The organism is Clostridium sp. TJA085 (assembly GCF_058310235.1).
In genome coordinates, this window is sequence record NZ_JBZEEZ010000001.1 from 867,322 (window position 1) to 888,994 (window position 21,673).

The following is a 21,673-nucleotide window of genomic DNA, read 5'->3' on the forward strand; positions in this document are numbered from 1 at the left end:
CCTTGCTTTCACATTTAGTGATAAGGGAGTGTGTTTTCACTCCCTAAAATTAATTATTTTTATTATTTTTTATTAAGAGTTTCATTTGCCTTTTTATTAAACTCTTTTAAAGCTTCTTCAGGTGATTTTTGACCTAAAGTTATTTCTTGAAGTGCTGGGAACCAATGAGTTCTCATTTCAGCAAATCCATTTACAGTATTATAATATTTAGCTGTATAATTTCCCATTGCTTCTGCAAATTTCATTTCTTCATCATCATATAAATTTTTCACAGAATCTCTAACAGAGAAAGTTCCTGTTGCTTTTAAATTCTTTTCTTGCCATTCTTTATCATTACATAAGAAATCTATGAATTTCTTTGAAGCAGCTATTTTATCTTCATCACCATTATCAAATACACATAATCCACCTATAAGTGATTCTAAAGCAAGCTTTCCTTCAGGTGCTGGTATTGGTAATAATATATCATCAAAAGGTTGTGATTTCTTTGATTCATTGCTCTTAACTAATCCAGTTGAAGAAAGAATTGTAATTGCTGCTTTTTGTTGAAGATATAAATCAATTGAATCATTTGAAGCTAATGCTTCTGATCCTTTTGCTATTAATCCTTCATCTATAGCTTTTTTAACCCATTCCATAGATTTTATAGCTTCTTTGCTATCAAAAGTGTATGCAGTTTGATCTTCATTCATAACACTTCCTCCAAAAAGATTTGCAACAAATGCTCTTGTACCTTGATCTCCTGCAGTACTTTTACTAAAGAAAGTTAAAGGTGTTACATCTGGCTTAGCTTTTTTTATAGCTTTTAATGCTTCCTCAAATTCTTCAACATTCCATAATCTATCTTTTTTATTAAGCGGAAGCTTGTCTAATACTCCAGCTTCCTCAAACATTTGCTTATTTGCTGCCATCATAAAGTTTGTAGTATTAAAAGGATACATATAATAAGTATTATCTAGTTTACAACCTTGTAATATTGCTTCTGATACATCTCCATTTAACTCTTTAATCATATCATCTACCGGTGCTAAAGCCCCTATTCTTGCATAATCAATTATTCTTCCAGGTGCATCATATAAAACATCAGGTGCTGATTTTGAAGCTATAGCTGCATTTATCTTTTCTCCCCCACCATTAAAAGATAACATTTCAACATTAACTTTTATATCTGGATTTTTTTCCATAAAAGCTTTCGCTATTTCTTCTTCATATTTACCTACAACTCCATCTTTTGTTTCAAAATTTGGAAACGCCCACCATGTTATTTCTGTTTGCTTTCCATTTGTACTAGCATTTCCTTCTGCATTATCTTTACTTCCGCCACAACCCGCAAACATACCTAAAGTAAGAGTAGCTAGAAGTACAGTTGATAATAACTTTAATTTTTTCATTAAAAATCCCCCTTCATCTTTTATTTAATTAACATATTTTAATGTTATTAAATATCATAATTAATTTAAAAATTATAAATAATGTTTATAATTAAATACTTTTAACTACTCTATTCTTAACTTATTAAAGTAGCCTTTATCTTAAAGACTGTTTTTCTAATTATTTTAAAATTTAATAATCTATATAGTAAAACTATTCTCAAAAATATTATTATGTTTATACAAATAGATAAATGAATATTTTTTTCATTTTTTTGAAAATTTGAAAACATTTTCACCCTACAATTAAATATTATCATTTCATTTCTATTTTTACAATATTTTTACAATATATATTTAAAATATTTTTAAAATGATAAAAATACTTTTATTATTAAGTGCTATAATATAAAATAAGATATGGATTTAGAAAAATTTAACTGTTTATTGATTTTAACTTAATATTATATAAACTTTATTAAATTTCTCTTTGTGAAAAATATAAACAGTAAGGATTGAACATTTATGAGAAGAAAAAGATATAAAAAAAGAAATAAATTTATAATTCTAATATTAATATTTTTTATAACTCTTGGATTAACAACTTTAATAAGTGGATATATTTATAAAAATAACATAAATAAAAATAATGAAACTCCAGAGATAATAAAACTCCCAAAAACTGAAATAGCACAAAATAATAAAACAGAGTCAAAGAAAAAAGATATAAAGACATCCTCATCTGTAGCTAATATTTTATTAGTAAACAAAAAATATTCTATAGATAGTTCATATAAGCCTTCTGACCTTGTAATGCCTAAAGCTACTTACAATAATTATTCTCTTAGTATGAAACAACCACTTAGAAAAGATGCGGCTAATGCTCTTGAAAATATGTTTTTAGCTGCTGCTAAAGATGGAATAATACTTAAAGGTATATCAGGTTATAGATCTTATGATTACCAAGTATCAGTATTTAATAGTAGTAAAGAAAGAAATGGAATTGAACATGCAGAAAAATATGTAGCCAAGCCTGGTCATAGCGAACATCAAACCGGACTTGCTGTTGATGTATTATCAAATGAATATAGTAACTTAAATGACGGTTTTGAAAATACCAAAACCTTCAAATGGTTAAAAGATAATATGACTAAATTTGGTTTTATTTTAAGATATCCTAAAGGAAAGGAAAATATAACTGGATATAATTACGAGCCATGGCATTTAAGATACGTTGGTAAAGATGTTGCTAAAGAAATAAATAGCCAAAATATAACTTTAGAAGAATATTTAAATAAAAAATAAAATTTAATAAAATATAGAGTAGATAAAAATATCTACTCTATATTTTATTATTTAATTCTATTTTATCAATTATTTTTAATCCTAATTCATTTGCAAAATCTACAGCTATTTTAAAATCTCTCATGTCTTCAGGTTTATGTGCATCTACACCTATTATTCTCTTTACATTATATTCTTTGGAAAGTTCCCAAAATTCTCTTATTGGATACATATATCTTTCACCATTATTATATTTTATTTTTCTTTTTTTAAATCCATTTATGTTTATCTCTATAGGCATATCAAGTTCTTCTGCTTTTTTTAATATTCTCCTTGACGCCTTTATTGAATGCTCATCCCAGTCTCTATATCCACTTCCAAATAAATCTGGGTGAGCTATGTATGCAAATAGTCCACTTTCCATTGACTCTAATACAAAATCAACATACTTTTCTAAACTATCCGGTGTTAAATAACTACCTATGTAAAACCATTTTCCGTTGTATGGAAAAAAATGTGCTCCAAGTATTAAGTAATCTACCTTAAATTTTTCTTTTAATTCATCATAAAGCCATAAAAAATCTGGAAAATACTCACACTCAATTCCCTTTTTTATTTCTATTTTATCACCGTACATTTCTTTTACTTTATCAATTTCTTTAAAATATTCTGGAAGGTCTTCATATTTCATTCTATTTTCGTTATCTATATTTTTTCCAGGGTGCGGTAAATGATCTGATAATCCAATAACATCATATCCTTCTTTAATAGCTTCTTCTACATATTCTTTAATTGTTCCAACTGCATGATTACATCTATAATTATGAGTATGATAATTTGTTTTCATATTTAATCCCTCCTATATAAATTATATGATAAAACCGCACACTAAAATAAGTGTGCGGTTTTATCTATATATTAACTTTATCATTTAATTTTCAAAAAATCCAATTGACTATTCCCCAAATTTCTCTTTAATACATTATCCTATAAAATTAAATATAATATCTAAATACTCGTGCAATATCTCGTCCATTTCTAAATATAATTCATGTTTACCATTATCAAATCTAACTAAATTACAATTTTTACATAATTCATTAAACTTATTATGACCTTCAGCCTCTACAAAATCATCTCTCCCAGCTTGAAAAAGTAATATTGGAACATCTATATTTGAAATATTCTCTCTATCTATTAAATATTCAGTTGCTTTAATAGCTTCACTTAACCATGTAAATGAACCCCCACCTCTTCTAAGCTCTGCATTTTCCATTAATTTATTATGATAATTTCTATATCTGTGTTCATTTGAAGTTGCTGCTGATTCTAAATCAAACTTTTCATCAAAACATTTTTGTCCAAATATAAAGTCTTCACCTTTTCCAACTCTAACCATAGTCCCAGATATTAATTTTGCTAGCTTATTAGATATTTTTCCTGTTTTTATTCTAAACATAGGAGTACTTAATATAGCCTTTTTAAAGTATCCATTATATCTTTCAAGAAATATACAACCTATAGCCCCACCCATTGAATGAGCATATAAATATGTATTTTCTGGACTTCCTTTAACTATTTCATCAAGAAATTTCTTTAAATCCTCAATATAATAATCAAATTTTTCTACAGTTACTTGAGTTTTATCAATTTTACCAAAACATCCTGATCTCCCATGCCCCCTATGTTCAAACCCAAAAACAGAATATCCATTTTTTAAGAAATAATAAATTATCTCTTCATATTTACCTAAGAATTCTGTAAATCCGTGACTTATTACTATTTTTCCTTTTTCATCTGGTAAAATATATTTTTCATAATAAATATCTTTATTATTTTCTCCTTTAAAATATCCTATCTCTTTTACACTATTTAAAAGGGTAGTTGATTCTTTTATATCTTTTTCACTACTTCCATAATTATTAAAATATTTTATTTTTGATCCATTCATTATAATCTCTCCTCCCTTTTTATAAAGAATAAGAGGAGATTAAACAAATATACTCCTCTTAAAAAATAATTTATATTAATTTCTAAATTTAATTAATACAATTTAAAATTGTTAATAAACTTATGTATATTAACTCACTATTTTCCATTATATGATTATGATACTATTTTTATCTAGTCATTTCAACTTTTAAAAACACTTATCCTTTTTAAGAGTTAATATAAATTCACTTCCTTTATTAAACTTACTAATAACCTTTATATCTCCATCATGAGCTTCCATTATACTTCTTGCTATAGTTAATCCAACTCCAACCCCACCAGTTTTACTATTTCTTGATTTATCAACTCTATAAAACCTTTCAAATATATATTTTAAGTCATCATTTCTTATACCAATACCATCATCTTTTATTGATATATAAACATAATTATTTTCTTCATAAGATGATATATTTATATGACCGTAATCATTTGTATATTTTATACTATTTGATAGTATATTTATTATAGCTTGACTAAATTTATCTTTATCAGCATTTATAAAATTATTCTCTAAGTTTAATTTTAAACTTATATTTTTGTCTAAAATTTGCTTTTCAAAATTTATACATAAATTTTCTATAAGTTCTTTTATATTAATTTTTTCTTTATTTAACTTTATTAAATCACTTTCATATTTACATAAATTCTCTAAAGATTTAACTAATCTATTTAGCCTTTGGATTTCTTCATAAATACTTTTAAGTCTTTCTTCTGTTGGCTCTAAAATACCATCAATTAAAGCCTCAACTTGTACTTGTATTGTAGTTAATGGTGTTCTTAATTCATGTGATATATCTTTAGTTAATATTTTTCTAAGCTTATCTTCTTCACTTAATTTATATGCTAATTTATTTATTGAATTAACCATTGAATTTATTTCTTGAATTTTATTTTTACAAATAATCTTTTTTGAATATTCTCCTTCCGAAATTAGTTTGGTAGCATCTATAACTTTTATTATAGGTTTACTTATTGTATGTGACAGAAGTATTCCAATAATTACAGAAAAAATTATTGCTAATATTAAAATACCAATTAAAACATTGTTTAATGTATTAAAAAAGATTAAATCTGAATCATTATAATAAAATGGCCCTATATATTCTATTTGTAAAATTCCTAAAGATTGTTTATTATGTTTTATAATTATTTTTTCTATAGTATTCTCACCATTTATATTAGGATTTATTTTATTTGTATTTTCTTTATTTTTTTCTAAAACTGATTCACAAAGAAGCTTATTTACTTTTCTTGCATCCCATATTACATTTTTATTATTATCTATGAGTTTTATTATAAAACCTTGTTTTGCAGCATTTAAACCAATAGTTTTTATATTTTCTTTATTAAAACTTCCATTTTTATATGAACTTGTTACATTTGAAATAATATCTGACTTTTTTTCATTTATACTATCTTCTATGTAACTATTAAAATTTTTCTTTATAAAAATATTAGCAATTATACTAATCATAAAAACTAAAATCAAAGAAAACGCTATAAATATTAATGTAAATCTATATTTTAATTTATTCAAAATTTAATCACCACCAAACTTATATCCAATTCCATGTACAGTTAAAATATATTTTGGTTTTTTATTATCATCTTCTATTTTTGCTCTTATATTTTTAATATGAGAATCAACTATTCTATCATAAACAAAACTGTCATCTTCCATAGTTTTACTTATAATATCCCCTCTCGTAAAAACTTTATTTTTATTTTCAGCTAATTGAAGAAGTATTTTATATTCTGATGGAGTAAGAGTTATTAGATTATTATTTTTAAATACTTCATAACTATCTTTATCAATTATCAAATCTCCATTATTAAATGATAACTTTGATTTATTATTCTTAACTCTTTTTATTATTGCATTTACTCTAGCTATAAGCTGTTTTGGACTAAAAGGCTTAATAACATAATCATCAGTTCCAATATTAAATCCATTTAATATATTTTCTTCATCAACTTTTGCAGTAAGCATTATTATTGGAACATCTGATTTCTCCCTTAATATTTTACATACTTCCTCCCCAGTAATATCTGGTAACATTAAGTCTAAAATTATTAAATCTTGTTTATTACCATCATAACTTTTTAATGCACTTTTCCCATCAGTAGCTATAAAAACTTCATAATTATCTTTTTCAAGATAAGCTTTTACTACTTCAACTATTTTAATTTCATCATCAACAACAAGTATTTTATTTTTATTCATAAAATCACCTTTTAAATTATATTTTTAAAATAAAAAAAATCAGCACTACTAAAAGTTAGCACTGACTTTTATTATTTATGATTAACTTATAATAGTTTCTATATTATCATTAAGTATTTCTTGTGTTATAAGACCTGTATAATCATTTTGTATATTTCCACTTTTATCTATAAATAATGTTCTTGGTAATGCTTGAACATTATAAGCTGATGCGCCATTTAACTGTTCATCAAACAATATGTTCATATTATACCCCTCTTTTTTTACATACTCAAGAGCTTTATCCTTAGTTTCTCTCATTCCATCTGTAAGATTAACCATTAATATTTCTAAATCATTATTTTTATATTTCTTTGCTGCATTATTAAAATATGGCATTTCTGCTTTACATGGTGGACACCAACTCGCCCAAAAATTAACAACAACAGCTTTTTTACCTTTAAAATCTGAAAGCCTCACTTCTTTTCCATCTTTATCAAAAGCAATAAAATTTGGAGCCTTTTCTACTGTTTCTTCTTTAACTTTTTCTGTAAATCCACTTTCTACAAATTGTTTTCCTTCTTGAGTACTTTCATAACTTTTAGATAAATATTTATAACCTATAAAACTACCTATAATTAATATAAAAAGAGTCAAAACTATATATATAAGCCTACTTTTATTATTCAAAAAAACTTCCTCCTTAAAATGTTAATAATGCTAATACCTTATTTAAGTATCCAGTCATCATTAAGACTCCTATAATAATTAGTATTGTTCCAGAAATTCTATTTATAACTTTATAATTTCTTTTTATAAAATTAAATGTGCTTTTTAAAGTATCAATTAATAATGCTGATAATATAAATGGAATTCCAAGACCTAAACTATATACTAAAAGCATACTAACTCCTTGTAATGTATGACTTGAATTTGCTGCAAATATCATTGCTGACCCCAAAAATGGTCCAACACATGGAGTCCAACCAACTCCAAATACAAAACCAAATAATAGTGATGAGATTATTGACTTGCTTTTTAGTACATTATTTATTCTAAAAGTTCTTTGAAGAATATTAACTTTTAATATTCCTATATAATTAAGTCCAAATATTATCAATAATATTCCAGATATTATATTAAAAATATTCATATATTCATTAATTAAATTTCCAAACTTACCAGCCATCCCACCTAATAAAGTAAATATAAATGCAAATCCAATTACAAAAGCTAAAGAATTTATAAATCCTTTGTTTTTATTATTTCCGTTATCAGTATTACTTCCCATAAAATATGAAATATATATAGGTACCATAGGTAATATACAAGGTGAAATAAAGGTTATTATTCCTTCTAAAAATAATATTATATAATTCATATACTCCCTCCTAAAGGCCACAACTAATTGATTTTAAGCTTTGATTATAAACTTCTTCTATATTAATATTTTTAAAACTATCTATAACCTTTATAGAACCAATTAATTTATTATTCATAAGAATTCCATAATCTTTCCCCGTTTCAAGACTCGTATCAACTGAAAAAATTCCTTCTCCATCAGTATTAAACTCTACTTTTTCTCCAGTATACGTATTTATTAAAACAACCTTCTCATCTTTTTTTATTCCATCTAATTTAATATTAAAATTACTTTGTTTTTCAACAATAGTTATTAAAGGGTCTAATTTATCATTTTTAAAACTTTTATTTATTATATTTCCCTCTGCTTTAATTCTTTCATAAATTGAATTTTCTTTTACTTCTTTCTTTTTTTCATTTTGTCCTAAATAAAAGTTTGCTTTTATTCCAATAAAAATTCCTGTAAAAAATATAAATATAAGTATTGATATTAATTTAAATTTATTCAAAACACCAATCCCTTCACTAAAATTATGATTTAATTTTAAATTTGAATTTTGTAGATTTTATGAAGATTTTAAAATAATCATATATTTTAAATACAAAATATTCTTTTAAATATAAAAATTTAGAATAAAAAATAATACAAAAAAGCCATTAGATTTAATTAACTAATAGCTTTTTCTTTGTATTTAAATAATTATTACAAATTTTATTATAATATGTTAAAATACCTATTATAAATTGAACATATTATAATTTTATATAAAAGGAGAATATATATGAATATATTTTATGGTGCATATGGTATTGATTTGTTATCAATCTTTCTACTTATTATAAGTTTTTTTCTTGGATTTAATTACTATACTAATTTTTTAGGTTTAATTTTAAATATATTTGTAATTTATAGAACTTTTTCAAAAAATATATTTAAAAGAACAAATGAATTAAATAAATTTCTTTCTATAATAAATAAAATACTTAGTAAATTTAATAAAAGTATTCCTTATAATTTACCTAGGATGACACTAGATTATATACCTCAAGCTTTTAATATGCTTAAATATAAATTAAATCAAAAAAGAAAATTTAAAATAATTTCCTGTCCTAGATGTGGACAAAAGCTTCGCTTACCTAGAATTCATAAAAATGTTATTGTTACATGTAAAAAATGTTCTAATGAATTTAAGGCAAAAGTTTAGTATTTATTAGGAGCTTAAATTTAAAGCTCCTATTTTATATTTAAATTTATATTAATTCTATCTTAATAAATTATAATTTTTTAAATATTTTAGTTGTATTTTATTTAAGTTTTCTTCCAATATAATTTATAACATTAGATTATAAATATATATTTCATTTACATATTCCTCAATCTTCTAATAAATATATATAATAAGTTATTACTCTCATTCCTATTATTATGTTAATATTTTTACATTATTTAAGTAATGCTATATTTTAATATTTGTATTTTTCCATACTAAAATATTACCTTAAACAAAATAAAACTACTATAATTTTAAAAATTATAGTAGTTTTATTTTAATTTATATTTAAACTAATCCAATAAATCACGTATTATTTCAGTTGCATCCATATATTTAGCTATTGATTTTCCATGATTTAATCTATTTATAATTCTTGCTAAGAATTCTGAAAGATCTACAGCTTGGAACCACTTAGAATCTCTTAATTCTTGTGGAACATATGTTAAATTAGTTGAGTAAACTTTACTTATTATTCCTCTTTCATAGAAATCAGTAAATTTTTCAAGTCCTTCTGTAAAGAATGCAAATGTTGTTGCTACATATACATTTCTTGCATTTCTCTTTTTAAGCTCTGATGCTATATCAAGAACTGATTCTCCTGATGCTATCATATCGTCAACTATTAATACATCTTTTCCTTCAACATCTCTACCCATATATTCATGTTTAACTATAGGATTTTTTCCATTAACTATTAATGAATGGTCTCTTCTCTTATAGAATAAACCTACATCTACTCCTAATACACTTGAATAATAAATAGCTCTATCCATAGCTCCAGTATCAGGACTTATTACAAGTAAATTTTCACTATGAAGTTCTAAAGTTTTTTCATTACTTACAAGTGATTTAACTATATCATAAGTTGGATATATATTTTCAAATGATAATAAAGGAACTGCATTTTGTACATTAGGATCATGAACATCAAAAGTTATAATTTCATCTACACCTAATCTTTCAAGTTCTTGAAGTGCTAATGCACAGTCTAGAGATTCTCTTCCTTTACGTCTATGTTGTCTTGATTCATATAAAAGAGGCATTATTACAGTAATTCTTGCAGCCTTTCCTTTTATAGCTGAGATAGTTCTCTTTATGTCTTGGAAGTGCTCATCTGGTCCCATATGGTTTACAAATCCATTCATTTTATATGTACAGCTGTAATTTCCAATATCGCATAAAATATAAATATCTTTACCTCTAACAGTTTCAGAAATTTTAACTTTTCCTTCACCATTTGCAAATCTTATTTCATCAAGTGGAACTAGAAAAGATTCGCTAGTATTTGTTTTAGTTTGGATATATTTATCTACAGCATTACCTAGCTCAGTACAACTTTTTAATGCTATTAATCCAAGGTCATGTTTTAATTCGATCATCTATTTATCCCCTTTTCCATTATTTGAATATAGTACACTAATAAAATATATACCACTAATAGTATATATCAAAAAAGGACATATATAAATATATTTTTCTATAAATAATAATAAAATTAATATTTTTTTACGATTTTATATATTTTTAATAAATTTAATAGAAAAATATACCCTTATTATAATCCATTTTATTATAATATTATTTAAAAAGCTAAGTAATAAAATTAAATTTTATTACTTAGCTTTTTAACTTTAATTAAACCTTATAAATTTATAATAAGCTTTCAACATGTCCTTTTACTTTTACTTTTCTAAAAATATCTTGAATTTTTCCATCTTCATCTATAACAAATGTACTTCTTTCAATTCCAAAAACTTTTTTCCCAAACATATTCTTTTCTTTTAAAACATCATATAACTTACAAACTTCTTCATTTTCATCTGATAAAAGTATAAATGGTAAATCATATTTTGTTATAAATTTATCATGAGATTTTAATGAATCTCTGCTCACACCTAAAATAACTGTATTTTTATTTAAGAATGCCTCATGATGAGCTTTAAAATCTTGTGCTTCTAGTGAACAACCTGGTGTATTATCTTTTGGATAAAAATATAGTATTACTCTCTTTCCCTTATAATCACTTAATTTATGTTCTTTTCCATCTGAACCCATTAAAGAAAAATCCGGTGCCATCATTCCAACTTCTAAAACTTTGTTTTCCATTTTATCACCTTCCAAATTACTATTTAATAATAATTATTATATAATAACCCATTGAATTTATCAACACTTTTACATATACATAATATATTCTACTCTAACTTTTGTACTAAATGGTCTAATAATCATTCCATCTTCATTTATAATTTCATCATCATATCCATAGTGATTAATAATTATACCATTTAAATATTCATACTCTTTATATAAATCATAAACTCCTTTTTTCCCATAAATACTTACCCCCTTTATATTAGAATCATTTATTTCTCTACACATATAACTTGCATCACTACATTTGATTTCATATAAATCACTATCAATTTTAAGTTTTATATTTTTTAGTATCATTATTCCATCTAAAAAATTATTTAAATACATATACTGATTATTATCACAATAATCTAATATACTTTTTTTAACATAACATCTTGACTCACTAGGTAAGTACTCTATAATATAATTAACTTTTTCATTATTATTTTCTTCAATTAAATCTATTTTTAAACTATTTATTTTTCCATACTTATCATAATTCAATAAAAATTCCCTTACTTTTGGGATATTATTAATTTTTAATAAATCTAATATTTTATTAAATTCTAAGTTTAAATCTATATTATTTATATTATCATCTAAAACCAAATCTAAATATCTATCTCTTTCATAAATAAATCTATCTAGTTTAGGAGCAAATATTCCAACTAATAATATAATAAATCCAAATATAGATAATCTTTTTAATCTTTTATTTTTTTCATACTTAAAAAATAACATAAATATCCTCTTTATCTTTATTTATATTATTTCTTTAAACTAAATGTAAGTGTTGTTGGATTATGATCACTATATCTAAAATTATAATCTTTTCCATTAACACTTTTAACTTCTATATTATCTGACACCATAAATCCATCAATTACTGATCTTAAGTTTTTACCTTCAACATATGGATTCATAACAGTTCTATTGCTTGGTGTATCTTTATCTGCATAAATCTTAAAACCTGAAGGTACAAAATTATTTGGTATCTTTTGAAGCCAATCTGGATGTGACTCTGTTGTTTTAAAATTAAATGCATTAGTTCCTGGAAGTTCATGATTCCAGTCACCACCAAGAATTATATAATTTCCTTTTTTATATTCATTAACAACAAAATCTTGAATAAATCCTAATTGTACTTTTCTAACTTTTCCACCTTTATCGTAAGCTGAAAGGTGTGCATTTATTAAAACAAGTTCTCTGCCATTTGAAAGTTTTGCTCTATTTACTAACATGCATCTATCAAGATCACCTAATTGTCTAAAGAAACTTTCTTTTCCTGGTAAGTCATATCTTGTTGCTGAATTAAAATCAAATTTTGACATAGTCATTATTCCACTTAAAACTTGACCATGTGGATGTGTTAATGGAAGCGGAACCCATGCTACATCAAAATTTTTTGCAAAAGAAGTACTATAATCTGTGAATTTATCTTTTATACTTTCATATTCATTTACTTTATAACTTCTAGTTGCTTTTTTATCTAATTCTTGTAAAAAATAAAAATCTGAATTTAAATTTTTCATTATATTTTCTATGCCATTTAAATTTTCTAAAACTGCTTCTTTACTTATGGCCCTTGACATAGTACCACCATCCATAAAGAAATCAACATTTTTGTCCATTCCTGCATAGCCAACATTAAATGTTGTTAACGTATATTCTTTCTTAAACTCTAATATTTTCTTTTGATTATTATCTATTTGTACCTTTTCTTCAGCTTCTGGTCTGTAATCAGATACAATCATAAATATAACATAACCTATAACTAATATTAATAAAATACATAATATTCCTAATAACGATTTTAAAAATAATTTCATGCTGTTCCCCCTAAATTATGATTATACTATTATACATAATTTGCGGTAATAAAAAAACATATTTAAATTATTTTTAAAATTTAAATTTATTTTTTATAATAAACTCTTTATGTAAATTCTAAGTGTTATCTTCCCATTTATATATACATATATTATCAAGATAGCAATTAATTTATAAGGATTTTCATTAAAACAATTAAAAGCTTCCTTAAATAAAGGAAAGTATACCATATCTCATAAATATATCTCCTAAAAAATAAATTTATTTGTAAAATTAAACTACAAAATCATCTTTTAAAACTATATTTTTTATATATTTTAAAGTTTTATCTTCTCCTTCATTAGCTAATTTCTTTAAAAGAAGTTCTAATAAAATCCTAGTATCTTCATGTAATAAATAATATTGCTTTCTTGCTTCATAATATTCTAAGGCACTTTTATCAGTATATTTTTTCTTTTGATAATTCATTGAAGCACTCATTCTATCAATAAACATTTCAACTACATAATTTTTAGGCATTTTCATTCCCTGTAATCCATCATTAGGATTAACACCGTAATCTATCCAATACTCAAAATGATGTTTATTTCTTCCTTTATGATGTAACCATGCAGTAGACACCCCTTCTACCTTCTTTTGTATACCATTTGGACTTTCAATTCCTTTATAATACTTTATTCCTGCTTTAAATTCTATCCATGAGTATTTTGATAAATCATGTAGTATTCCTTGCTTATAAAGTCCAATTTTAAAACAATATTTCATAACTAATAATTTATGATTAGTTATTGTTTTAAAGTGTTTTATAGCATTCATTTAAATCCCCCTAAATTACTTTATATTATTAATTTTCAATTTAAAATCTATTTATTCATATTATAATTTCTTTATATATATTTTATTAAAAGCCAAACTCTGCTCTTCTTCTTTTATTTAAAAAATTAGCAAATCTCATTTTAAATCTTTCAGTTTCTTTTAAATCATAAAAATACATAAGATCTGAAGATAAAAATATTGTATCTAAAATTAAATATTTTAAATCCTTTAAATTCATTTCATTTTCATCCCCTGTTATAATTTCACTAGCTCGTTCCATTAAAACTTCAAACTTTTCTTTATATTCTTTTAGACTAACTAATGTTTCATAATTAAATTCTTTTAAATCATCCTTAAGTATATTATTAATTAAATTTATATATTCCTTACTTGTATTGTTATATTCTTCATATACATTTTGTAAATTCATAATCTTTTCTCTCTTTCATCTATAATTTTTAACTTTATTATTATTTTACCATATATAAAAATATTTGATTAAGGTTAAACTATTTTTGATACTTTTAAAAAAAGGTAGGTAATAATATGAAGAAAATTTTTAGAGTATTTATTTTATTTTTATTCATTAGTCTTAGCATTGAACTTATACCAAAAGCTTCAGAAAATAAAGATTATTTAACAGAAATGAAACAAGACATATTATCTATAATGTTAGCTTATCCAGGATATATAAAAGATTTAGAGCTTAAAGATAGTAAAGTTTATTTAATTTTAAAATCAGGTAAAAAAATAATTTATGATGATAAAAAAGAAAAATCTCCAAATGAAAAACTTAATAATCCTGATATACAAGATATGTTAGAACAAGTTTATCCACTTGATAAAACTGATACTATATCTAAAGAATTTAATCCTGGTAGAATAAGACATTACGGCCTCTTAAATGAAGTTTATGGCTCCTCTAAAGCTTCTATTGAAAAAAACTTAATTAACTTAAAATATGGATATCCAAATTATCAATTCAATAAAAAAAATAATGCAAATAAATCTTTAGAAAATGCTCTTAGAGAAGCAATAAATCTTGGTAAAACAAGAACTGATATAAATAATATATTATATCCTGCAAGTGGAACTTATAATTATAGAGTTATATCAGGCACTTCAAGATTAAGTCCTCATTCTTATGGAATAGCTATTGATTTAAAACGTGATGATAGAGATTATTGGAAATGGACTTCAAAAGAAAATGGTGAAAAAAGATTATCTGAATATCCAAGAGGATTAGTTAAAATATTTGAAGATAATAATTTTATTTGGGGTGGAAAGTGGGGATACTTTGATATACTTCACTTTGAATATAGACCTGAAATAATATTAAAAGCTAAGTACTTTGCAAACAATAATTCTTCTGATAATTGGTTTGAAGGAGTTCCTTTAACTGATGAAAATAAAAATTATATTTCCTTAATTGAAGACAAATTAAATAATACAACTACTTTTTCAAAACTTTTAGAAGATGACCATAATAAAACTGATAATAATTCCTTAGAAAATATGCCATCTAAAGAAGAAATGAATGAATTAGTAAAAAATATATTTTTAACTAGAAGCAAAGGAACACTTACAAAAGATTTAAAAGGAATAGAATCTCTATATGATACATCAACTAAATATGGAAAATGGGCATATGAATACGAAGAAAAAAAAGTTAAATATATAGATAATTGGGCTAAGAAACAAGGTGTTGAATTTACCATTATAAATCCAAAAATACTAATAAAAAAATCTACAATAAAAAAAGATGAAGCTTCCTTTGCTATAATATGTAATACAGAATATAACTATGTTTATAAAGATATTCCCAAGGAAATAAATAAATCTAAAATAGGAACATATCACTATCTTAAAATAGTTAGAAAAAATAATAAATGGTCAATTGTTAAGGAGTGGTATAAAGATCCATTTGCAGACTCATTAAAATTAGAATCTTTAAAAACCAACGATATAACTAAATATATTACTAGTCAAGTTCCAAAAGATCTTTCTAATCTTAACGAAAAAAGAAAAGGTGCAATTGCTTATGCTAAAGAATATTGTGGATTAGCTCATGATACTAAACTTGGATTAATATATAACAAAAATTATAGAGACTTCAATGCAGAAGGTGGAGATTGTGCAAATTTTGCTTCTCAAACCTTATATGAAGGCGGAAAATTTCCTAAAAATCGTACTTGGAATTATGATGAAAAAGGAAGTGCAACAGCCCCTTGGATAAATGCTGGAACATTTACTAACTATATGCTTTATAGCGGAAGAGCTAGCTTAATTGCTAGAGGAAATTATGAAAATGTTTATAAACTCTCATTTAAATTATTACCTGGTGATTTTGTTGCATACGAAAAAAAAGGTGATATTACACATGTTTCTGTCGTTACAGGATTGGATTCTAAAGGATATCCTTTAGTAACTTGTCATAACACTGATAGAAATGATGTTCCTTGGGATTTAGGTTGGAGTGATAAAAATATGAAATTTTGGATTATAAGAGTTCACTATTAATAAAAATTACCTCGTAACAATTTAAGGTTACGAGGTAATTTTTATTTAATATATAAGCATGGGGCCTACTTTTGTTTCCATTATAGAAAAATCCTTTGAATAAACTCTTCTAAGCTCATTAATAAGTTTTTGTTGATACCCTTCTTTTCTACAATCTATAACTTGTGTAATTGTATTTTCATTTAATATATATATTTTGTCACTATATCTAAGAGCTAAATTTATATCATGTAATGTAAATAAAGATATTAAGTTTTTCTCTTTAATTAACTTTATCATAAACTTAAATAAATCATGTTGCCTTACGCAGTCTAAAAATGTATTTGGTTCATCTAAAAGTACAATTTTACTTCTTTGCATAAGTACGCGCCCTAAATAAACCATACGTCTTTCACCACCACTTAAATCGCCTATACATTTATCCTTTAAATGATATAAATTCAATTCTTTTAAAATATCCCTAGCTTTTTCATAATGTTCACTACACGGCATTTCAAACATGCTTAAATAAGGAGTAACACCCATAGTAACTATATCTTCTACCGAATAATCCTGATTGCTATGAATATTTTGAGGAATAAAAGATATCATTTTTCCTCGTTCCTTATCTTTTAATTTTCTTAAATCTATATTATTGAAAAATATATCTCCAGATACATTATTTAATATTCCACATATAGATTTTAAAAGAGTTGTTTTACCTGCTCCATTTAATCCTATAAGCGTATTTACTTCACCTGGCTTTAAAATCATATTTATATCTTTTAAAACTTTTAAACTTCCATAATTAACATTTAAATTTTTTAATATTAACTTATCATTAAATTCTATTTTTATCGCCCCTTTTGTTAATAAGATACACTAAAAATGGCGCTCCAACTAAAGATGTTAATATACTTATAGGTATTTCTGTACTACTTATTGATCTTGCCAAAGTATCAGCTACAAGAAGTAAAATTGCTCCCATTAAAAGAGTTAAAAATATTGTTTTTGTTATATCATTGCTTGAATGAAGCTTTACTATATGTGGAGCTAAAAGTCCAATCCAACTAACTATACCGGCAACAGAAACTACTGAAGATACAAGTAATGTAGAAAATAATATAGCTAATATTCTAATTCTTTTTAAATTTACACCTAAAAGTTTGGCTTGAGTATCCCCCATAGTAACAACCTTTAATTGCCACTTAATTAAATTTATTGCAATTACACAAATTACAACTATTGGTAGTACATAAAAAACATCTTTCCATGTACTATTATGAAAACCTCCCATAAGCCAATACTCTATTGATGGTAATTCCTTATATGGATCTGCAAAATACTTAAATATCATTATAAGCGCAGATGCCAATGCACCTGTTACAATTCCTGATATAACTAAAGCTAACATTCTATTTTCTTTAACATTTTTAGCTAAGACTAATGAAAATATTACCGATAAAATTCCAAAAACAAAAGAATTTAATTGTATAGCTATAGGATTTGCTGCCATAAAAAGTATTGCAATAACAGCTCCTAATGAACACCCTGAAGTTAATCCTAACACATCTGGTGAAATTAATGGATTTTGGAATATATTTTGAAATACCATTCCAGCCAAAGCCAAAGCAGCCCCACTTATAACAACTAAAATTAACCTTGGTAACCTTATGTTGAATAAAATCATAAAATCTTGGCTATCTCTAAAATTAACTATAATATCTTTTAAATCAACCTTATATCTACCTGTAAATAAAGTAATAAATATAAGTAAAAATAATACTGTTATATATATTATCTTTTTATGCTTTTTCATTATAAACCTATGTCTTCCTTATTTACTTCAATACCATAAAACTTCTTATAAAAATCTTTTGCTGCTTTTTCATAATCTTTACTTGAATATACTTCAGGATATAAATTATTAACAGTCCATAACATACCAAGTGCTGAACTAGGTGTTGGATAATCCCATGGTTCTATTTTTGATGGGAATACATATACTTGTTTATTTTTTATAGCTTTTATACCTTGAAGTCTCTTATCTTTTAAAACATCATCCTTTGAATATTTTGCATACTCAACTATATAAATTTTATCAGGATTATATTTTATAAGCTCTTCAACTGATATGTTAGCCCAATATCCATCCTTTAAGTTTGATGTTACATTTATTCCACCACAAGTATTTATTAAATAATTTTGATACATTTTTCCTGTACAAGTTCTTAATACATTACTAGTTCCTGATAAATAAACTGATTTTTTATCTTTAATATTCTTTGTTAAATCTTTTACTTTATCTATAGTTTTATTATAGTAATCAACTAACTCTTTTCCTCTTTCTTCTTTTCCTACAGCCTTAGAAATAATATCTACAGTATTAATAAACCCATCTAATGTTTCAGGCTCAATAGCTATTACTGGTATCTTTAGTTTTTCAAGTTTAGGAATAAAATTCTTTAATCTTGTTGGTATTATAACTAAGTCAGCTTTAAGCTTTGCAATTTCTTCAACATTTATATTTTTAGCATTTCCTATTGATGGCAAATCAAGTATATTTTTAGCTGCCATTTTATAAAGCTCTCTAGTTTTAGCTTTTCCTTCTACTGCAACTAACTTATCTTGAACTCCAAGTGAAACTAATAAAGCAGTTGATATATAATAAGATGATGCTATTCTTTGTGGTGTTCCTTTTATTTCAACCTTTCTATCTAAAGCATCAGTAACTACAATATTGCTTTTGCTTTCTTTATTATCTTTAGAAGAACTGCTACATCCACCTAAAACTCCCATAAAAAATATCATGCATAATAATAACGCTGTAAACTTTTTATATCTCCTCATAATACTCATCACCTTCCCATATATTTTTTTATTTCTTCTAAAATATAAAAATATATCTCATCTAATTGTTGATTATTTTTATTTTCTATATCAAAAACGATTATATCTTTCCTATTCTTTAAATAGTTTAAAAAACTATTATCTTTCTTTTTAATAACTCCTAATACTATTTTTTTAGATTCAATACAATTTATAATTTCCTTCTTGAATTCTAATGCGCCATCTTCTAATATACCTATTTCATCCATAAGTATTAATTTTGTATTTGAATACTTAATACTTTCTCTTAATATTTCACACCCTAAAACTTCAAATGTTTCTAATATAGGAATAGGTTTTTCACTTTCAAATTTTACAGAAATAGGACTGAAGTTATTTTTAGATTTTATATAACCTTCCATGTAAAAACCTTTATTTATATCTTTTATAAAATAAGGTCTTGTTCTATAACCACTATATTTAATTTTTAAAGTATCTAATATTTTATTTATTAAAGTACTTTTTCCACAACCACTAATTCCTGTTAAAAATATATTCTTCATATTTCAAGTTCCTTGATAATTAATTATTCTTATAAAAATAGGTGTTAGAAAGTTATTCAATTCACTTTACTAACACCTAATATTTAAAATGTAAACTAATTTTTATTTTTGAATAACTTTCTCTTTTTCCTCTTCAAGTTCTTTTTCAAATTCTTCAGCACTTTCTATATCTTTTTCTGGAGTTGTTTCCTCCTTATCTTTTGGTAAAACTAAATTTAAAAATATAGCAACTAATGTTGTTACAACTATAGATGATTTACCAAATATAGAAATAGCCCAACTTGGGAATAATGCTAATGAATCAGGAACTTGTACTATACCAACACCAAGTGCAACTGATAATCCAACTATTGCAACATTTCTGTTAGTAAGCTTACTTTGTGAAATCATCTTAACACCAGTCATTGTTATAGTTGCAAATACAGATAAAGTTGCTCCTCCAAGTACACATTGAGGTATACTAGTTAATATAGCTGAAAACTTAGGTACTATACCTGATATAATAATTATTATAGATGCAAAAACAAATACTGATCTATTTATAACTTTATTAACAGTTACAATACCAACATTTTGACTAAATGTAGCTGTTGGCATACATCCAAAGAAAGATCCTAATATACTTGATACTCCATTTCCAATTATACCACCTGATAATTCTTCATCTGTTGGCATTCTATCCATACCACCACCTGTTGTAGCTGAAAGATCTCCAATAGCTTGTACTGAGTTTACAATATGCATTATAACCATGGAAATAATCGCTGTAGCATTAAATGTCATACCAAAATGCATAAATTTTGGCATTGCAAAATATCCAGCAGAAGTAACTGAATCAAATGAAATCATTCCTAGACATAATGCAACAATATAACCTATTACTATTCCAACTAATATAGAAGCAAGTTTTAATGTACCTTTTGTAAAATGATTTAAAAAAACAACTACTGCTAAAGTAATCATGGCTACTGCCCAGTTTTTTGGTGATCCAAAATCTGGACTTCCAGCACCACCTGCTATATATTTAATAGCAACAGAATATAGTGATAATCCTATTGAAAATATAACAGTTCCTGTTACTACTAACGGGAAAAATTTGGCTAATTTCTTAACAAAAATACCAAATATAATAGCAACAGCTCCACCTACTACTTGAGCGCCAAATATAGTAGCTATATCGAATTCACCTGCTATTGCTGTTAAAGTTGGTACATAAGCAAAACTAACACCCATTATTATTGGAAGTCCTGAACCTATCTTTCTAAATAAAGGAAACAATTGAATTAAAGTTGCAATTCCTGAAAATATAAGTGATGTTTGAATAAGTAATATTTTATCATTTGGTGCTAAATTACATACACCTGCTACTATAATTGCTGGCGTAACACATCCTACTATCATAGCTACAACATGTTGTAGCCCTAATGGTATTATTTCTTTTAAACTTGGTCTTCCATTAAATTGGAAAAGTAAAGATTTTTCATTTAATTGCATAAGAGTCCCCCCATA

22 protein-coding genes and 1 pseudogene are annotated in these 21,673 nt (G+C 24.7%); 4 read left to right on the forward strand and 19 right to left on the reverse strand.

Translation table 11 applies throughout. The features are described 5' to 3' along the window. Nucleotides 1–62: 62 nt before the first annotated feature. On the reverse strand, nt 63–1,391 hold the full coding sequence (locus AC4FQW_RS04545; RefSeq protein WP_491147489.1) for an ABC transporter substrate-binding protein: 1,329 nt from the start codon (nt 1,389–1,391) through the stop codon (nt 63–65). 504 nt (nt 1,392–1,895) lie between these two features. On the opposite strand from AC4FQW_RS04545, the gene AC4FQW_RS04550 reads away from it, so the two are divergent. After that, complete coding sequence (locus AC4FQW_RS04550; protein WP_491147491.1) at nt 1,896–2,675, forward strand: M15 family metallopeptidase; 780 nt, start codon at nt 1,896–1,898, stop codon at nt 2,673–2,675. A gap of 37 nt (nt 2,676–2,712) precedes the next feature. On the opposite strand, the gene AC4FQW_RS04555 is transcribed toward AC4FQW_RS04550, so the two are convergent. The 7 genes from AC4FQW_RS04555 to AC4FQW_RS04585 form a co-directional block, all read right to left on the reverse strand. Beyond that, nucleotides 2,713–3,501 (reverse strand): histidinol-phosphatase, encoded by a 789-nt coding sequence (locus AC4FQW_RS04555; RefSeq protein ID WP_491147493.1) that lies wholly within the window; start codon nt 3,499–3,501, stop codon nt 2,713–2,715. 135 nt (nt 3,502–3,636) lie between these two features. Continuing rightward, nucleotides 3,637–4,605: an alpha/beta fold hydrolase gene (locus tag AC4FQW_RS04560; RefSeq protein WP_491147494.1), complete on the reverse strand. Its 969-nt coding sequence runs from the start codon at nt 4,603–4,605 to the stop codon at nt 3,637–3,639. Nucleotides 4,606–4,794: 189 nt separating this feature from the next. Continuing rightward, complete coding sequence (locus tag AC4FQW_RS04565) at nt 4,795–6,186, reverse strand: HAMP domain-containing sensor histidine kinase (protein WP_491147496.1); 1,392 nt, start codon at nt 6,184–6,186, stop codon at nt 4,795–4,797. Nucleotides 6,187–6,189: 3 nt separating this feature from the next. After that, the gene (locus AC4FQW_RS04570; RefSeq protein WP_491147498.1) at nt 6,190–6,873 is read right to left on the reverse strand and encodes a response regulator transcription factor; all 684 of its coding nucleotides are present in this window, start codon (nt 6,871–6,873) and stop codon (nt 6,190–6,192) included. 81 nt (nt 6,874–6,954) lie between these two features. Continuing rightward, a complete protein-coding gene (locus tag AC4FQW_RS04575; protein ID WP_491147500.1) occupies nt 6,955–7,542 on the reverse strand; it encodes a TlpA family protein disulfide reductase in 588 nt (195 codons plus the stop codon). Nucleotides 7,543–7,555: 13 nt separating this feature from the next. After that, nucleotides 7,556–8,233: a cytochrome c biogenesis CcdA family protein gene (locus AC4FQW_RS04580; RefSeq protein ID WP_491147501.1), complete on the reverse strand. Its 678-nt coding sequence runs from the start codon at nt 8,231–8,233 to the stop codon at nt 7,556–7,558. A 10-nt stretch (nt 8,234–8,243) separates the two neighbouring features. Next, nucleotides 8,244–8,723, reverse strand: coding sequence for a hypothetical protein (locus AC4FQW_RS04585; RefSeq protein ID WP_491147502.1), 480 nt, complete (start codon nt 8,721–8,723; stop codon nt 8,244–8,246). Between the two features lie 273 nt (nt 8,724–8,996). Between AC4FQW_RS04585 and AC4FQW_RS04590 the strand changes: the two genes are divergently transcribed. Further along, on the forward strand, nt 8,997–9,419 hold the full coding sequence (locus AC4FQW_RS04590) for a hypothetical protein (RefSeq protein WP_491147503.1): 423 nt from the start codon (nt 8,997–8,999) through the stop codon (nt 9,417–9,419). A 359-nt stretch (nt 9,420–9,778) separates the two neighbouring features. Here the strand turns inward: AC4FQW_RS04590 and AC4FQW_RS04595 are convergent, their stop codons facing one another. The 6 genes from AC4FQW_RS04595 to AC4FQW_RS04620 form a co-directional block, all read right to left on the reverse strand. Further along, the gene (locus AC4FQW_RS04595; RefSeq protein ID WP_491147504.1) at nt 9,779–10,867 is read right to left on the reverse strand and encodes a ribose-phosphate pyrophosphokinase; all 1,089 of its coding nucleotides are present in this window, start codon (nt 10,865–10,867) and stop codon (nt 9,779–9,781) included. A gap of 271 nt (nt 10,868–11,138) precedes the next feature. Further along, nucleotides 11,139–11,594, reverse strand: coding sequence for a peroxiredoxin (locus AC4FQW_RS04600; RefSeq protein ID WP_303130683.1), 456 nt, complete (start codon nt 11,592–11,594; stop codon nt 11,139–11,141). A 69-nt stretch (nt 11,595–11,663) separates the two neighbouring features. Further along, the gene (locus AC4FQW_RS04605; protein ID WP_491147505.1) at nt 11,664–12,368 is read right to left on the reverse strand and encodes a hypothetical protein; all 705 of its coding nucleotides are present in this window, start codon (nt 12,366–12,368) and stop codon (nt 11,664–11,666) included. A 26-nt stretch (nt 12,369–12,394) separates the two neighbouring features. Then, nucleotides 12,395–13,456 carry an exonuclease/endonuclease/phosphatase family protein gene (locus tag AC4FQW_RS04610; protein ID WP_303130685.1) on the reverse strand — a complete coding sequence of 354 codons (1,062 nt, stop codon included), beginning with the start codon at nt 13,454–13,456 and terminating at the stop codon, nt 12,395–12,397. A gap of 274 nt (nt 13,457–13,730) precedes the next feature. Next, complete coding sequence (locus AC4FQW_RS04615) at nt 13,731–14,273, reverse strand: DUF5662 family protein (protein ID WP_491147507.1); 543 nt, start codon at nt 14,271–14,273, stop codon at nt 13,731–13,733. An 85-nt stretch (nt 14,274–14,358) separates the two neighbouring features. Beyond that, on the reverse strand, nt 14,359–14,703 hold the full coding sequence (locus tag AC4FQW_RS04620) for a hypothetical protein (protein WP_491147509.1): 345 nt from the start codon (nt 14,701–14,703) through the stop codon (nt 14,359–14,361). A gap of 116 nt (nt 14,704–14,819) precedes the next feature. Between AC4FQW_RS04620 and AC4FQW_RS04625 the strand changes: the two are divergent. Further along, nucleotides 14,820–15,716 (forward strand): annotated as a pseudogene (locus AC4FQW_RS04625) (M15 family metallopeptidase); the annotation flags it as partial. Further along, the gene (locus tag AC4FQW_RS04630; protein WP_491148156.1) at nt 15,693–16,793 is read left to right on the forward strand and encodes an amidase domain-containing protein; all 1,101 of its coding nucleotides are present in this window, start codon (nt 15,693–15,695) and stop codon (nt 16,791–16,793) included. The pseudogene AC4FQW_RS04625 and the gene AC4FQW_RS04630, both read left to right, overlap by 24 nt. A gap of 45 nt (nt 16,794–16,838) precedes the next feature. On the opposite strand, the gene AC4FQW_RS04635 is transcribed toward AC4FQW_RS04630, so the two are convergent. The 5 genes from AC4FQW_RS04635 to AC4FQW_RS04655 all read right to left on the reverse strand — a co-directional run bounded on the left by AC4FQW_RS04635 (nt 16,839) and on the right by AC4FQW_RS04655 (nt 21,658). Then, entirely contained in the window at nt 16,839–17,651 is an 813-nt protein-coding gene (locus AC4FQW_RS04635) for an ABC transporter ATP-binding protein (RefSeq protein WP_368410189.1), read from the reverse strand. Then, nucleotides 17,614–18,591 carry a FecCD family ABC transporter permease gene (locus tag AC4FQW_RS04640; protein WP_491147511.1) on the reverse strand — a complete coding sequence of 326 codons (978 nt, stop codon included), beginning with the start codon at nt 18,589–18,591 and terminating at the stop codon, nt 17,614–17,616. Before AC4FQW_RS04640 ends, AC4FQW_RS04635 begins: the two co-directional genes overlap by 38 nt. Next, a complete protein-coding gene (locus AC4FQW_RS04645; protein WP_491147513.1) occupies nt 18,591–19,622 on the reverse strand; it encodes an ABC transporter substrate-binding protein in 1,032 nt (343 codons plus the stop codon). The genes AC4FQW_RS04640 and AC4FQW_RS04645 overlap by 1 nt, the downstream gene beginning before the upstream one ends. An 8-nt stretch (nt 19,623–19,630) precedes the next feature. Then, complete coding sequence (locus AC4FQW_RS04650; protein WP_491147515.1) at nt 19,631–20,164, reverse strand: nucleoside-triphosphatase; 534 nt, start codon at nt 20,162–20,164, stop codon at nt 19,631–19,633. Nucleotides 20,165–20,266: 102 nt separating this feature from the next. After that, on the reverse strand, nt 20,267–21,658 hold the full coding sequence (locus tag AC4FQW_RS04655) for a uracil-xanthine permease family protein (RefSeq protein WP_303130697.1): 1,392 nt from the start codon (nt 21,656–21,658) through the stop codon (nt 20,267–20,269). Nucleotides 21,659–21,673 lie beyond the last annotated feature (15 nt).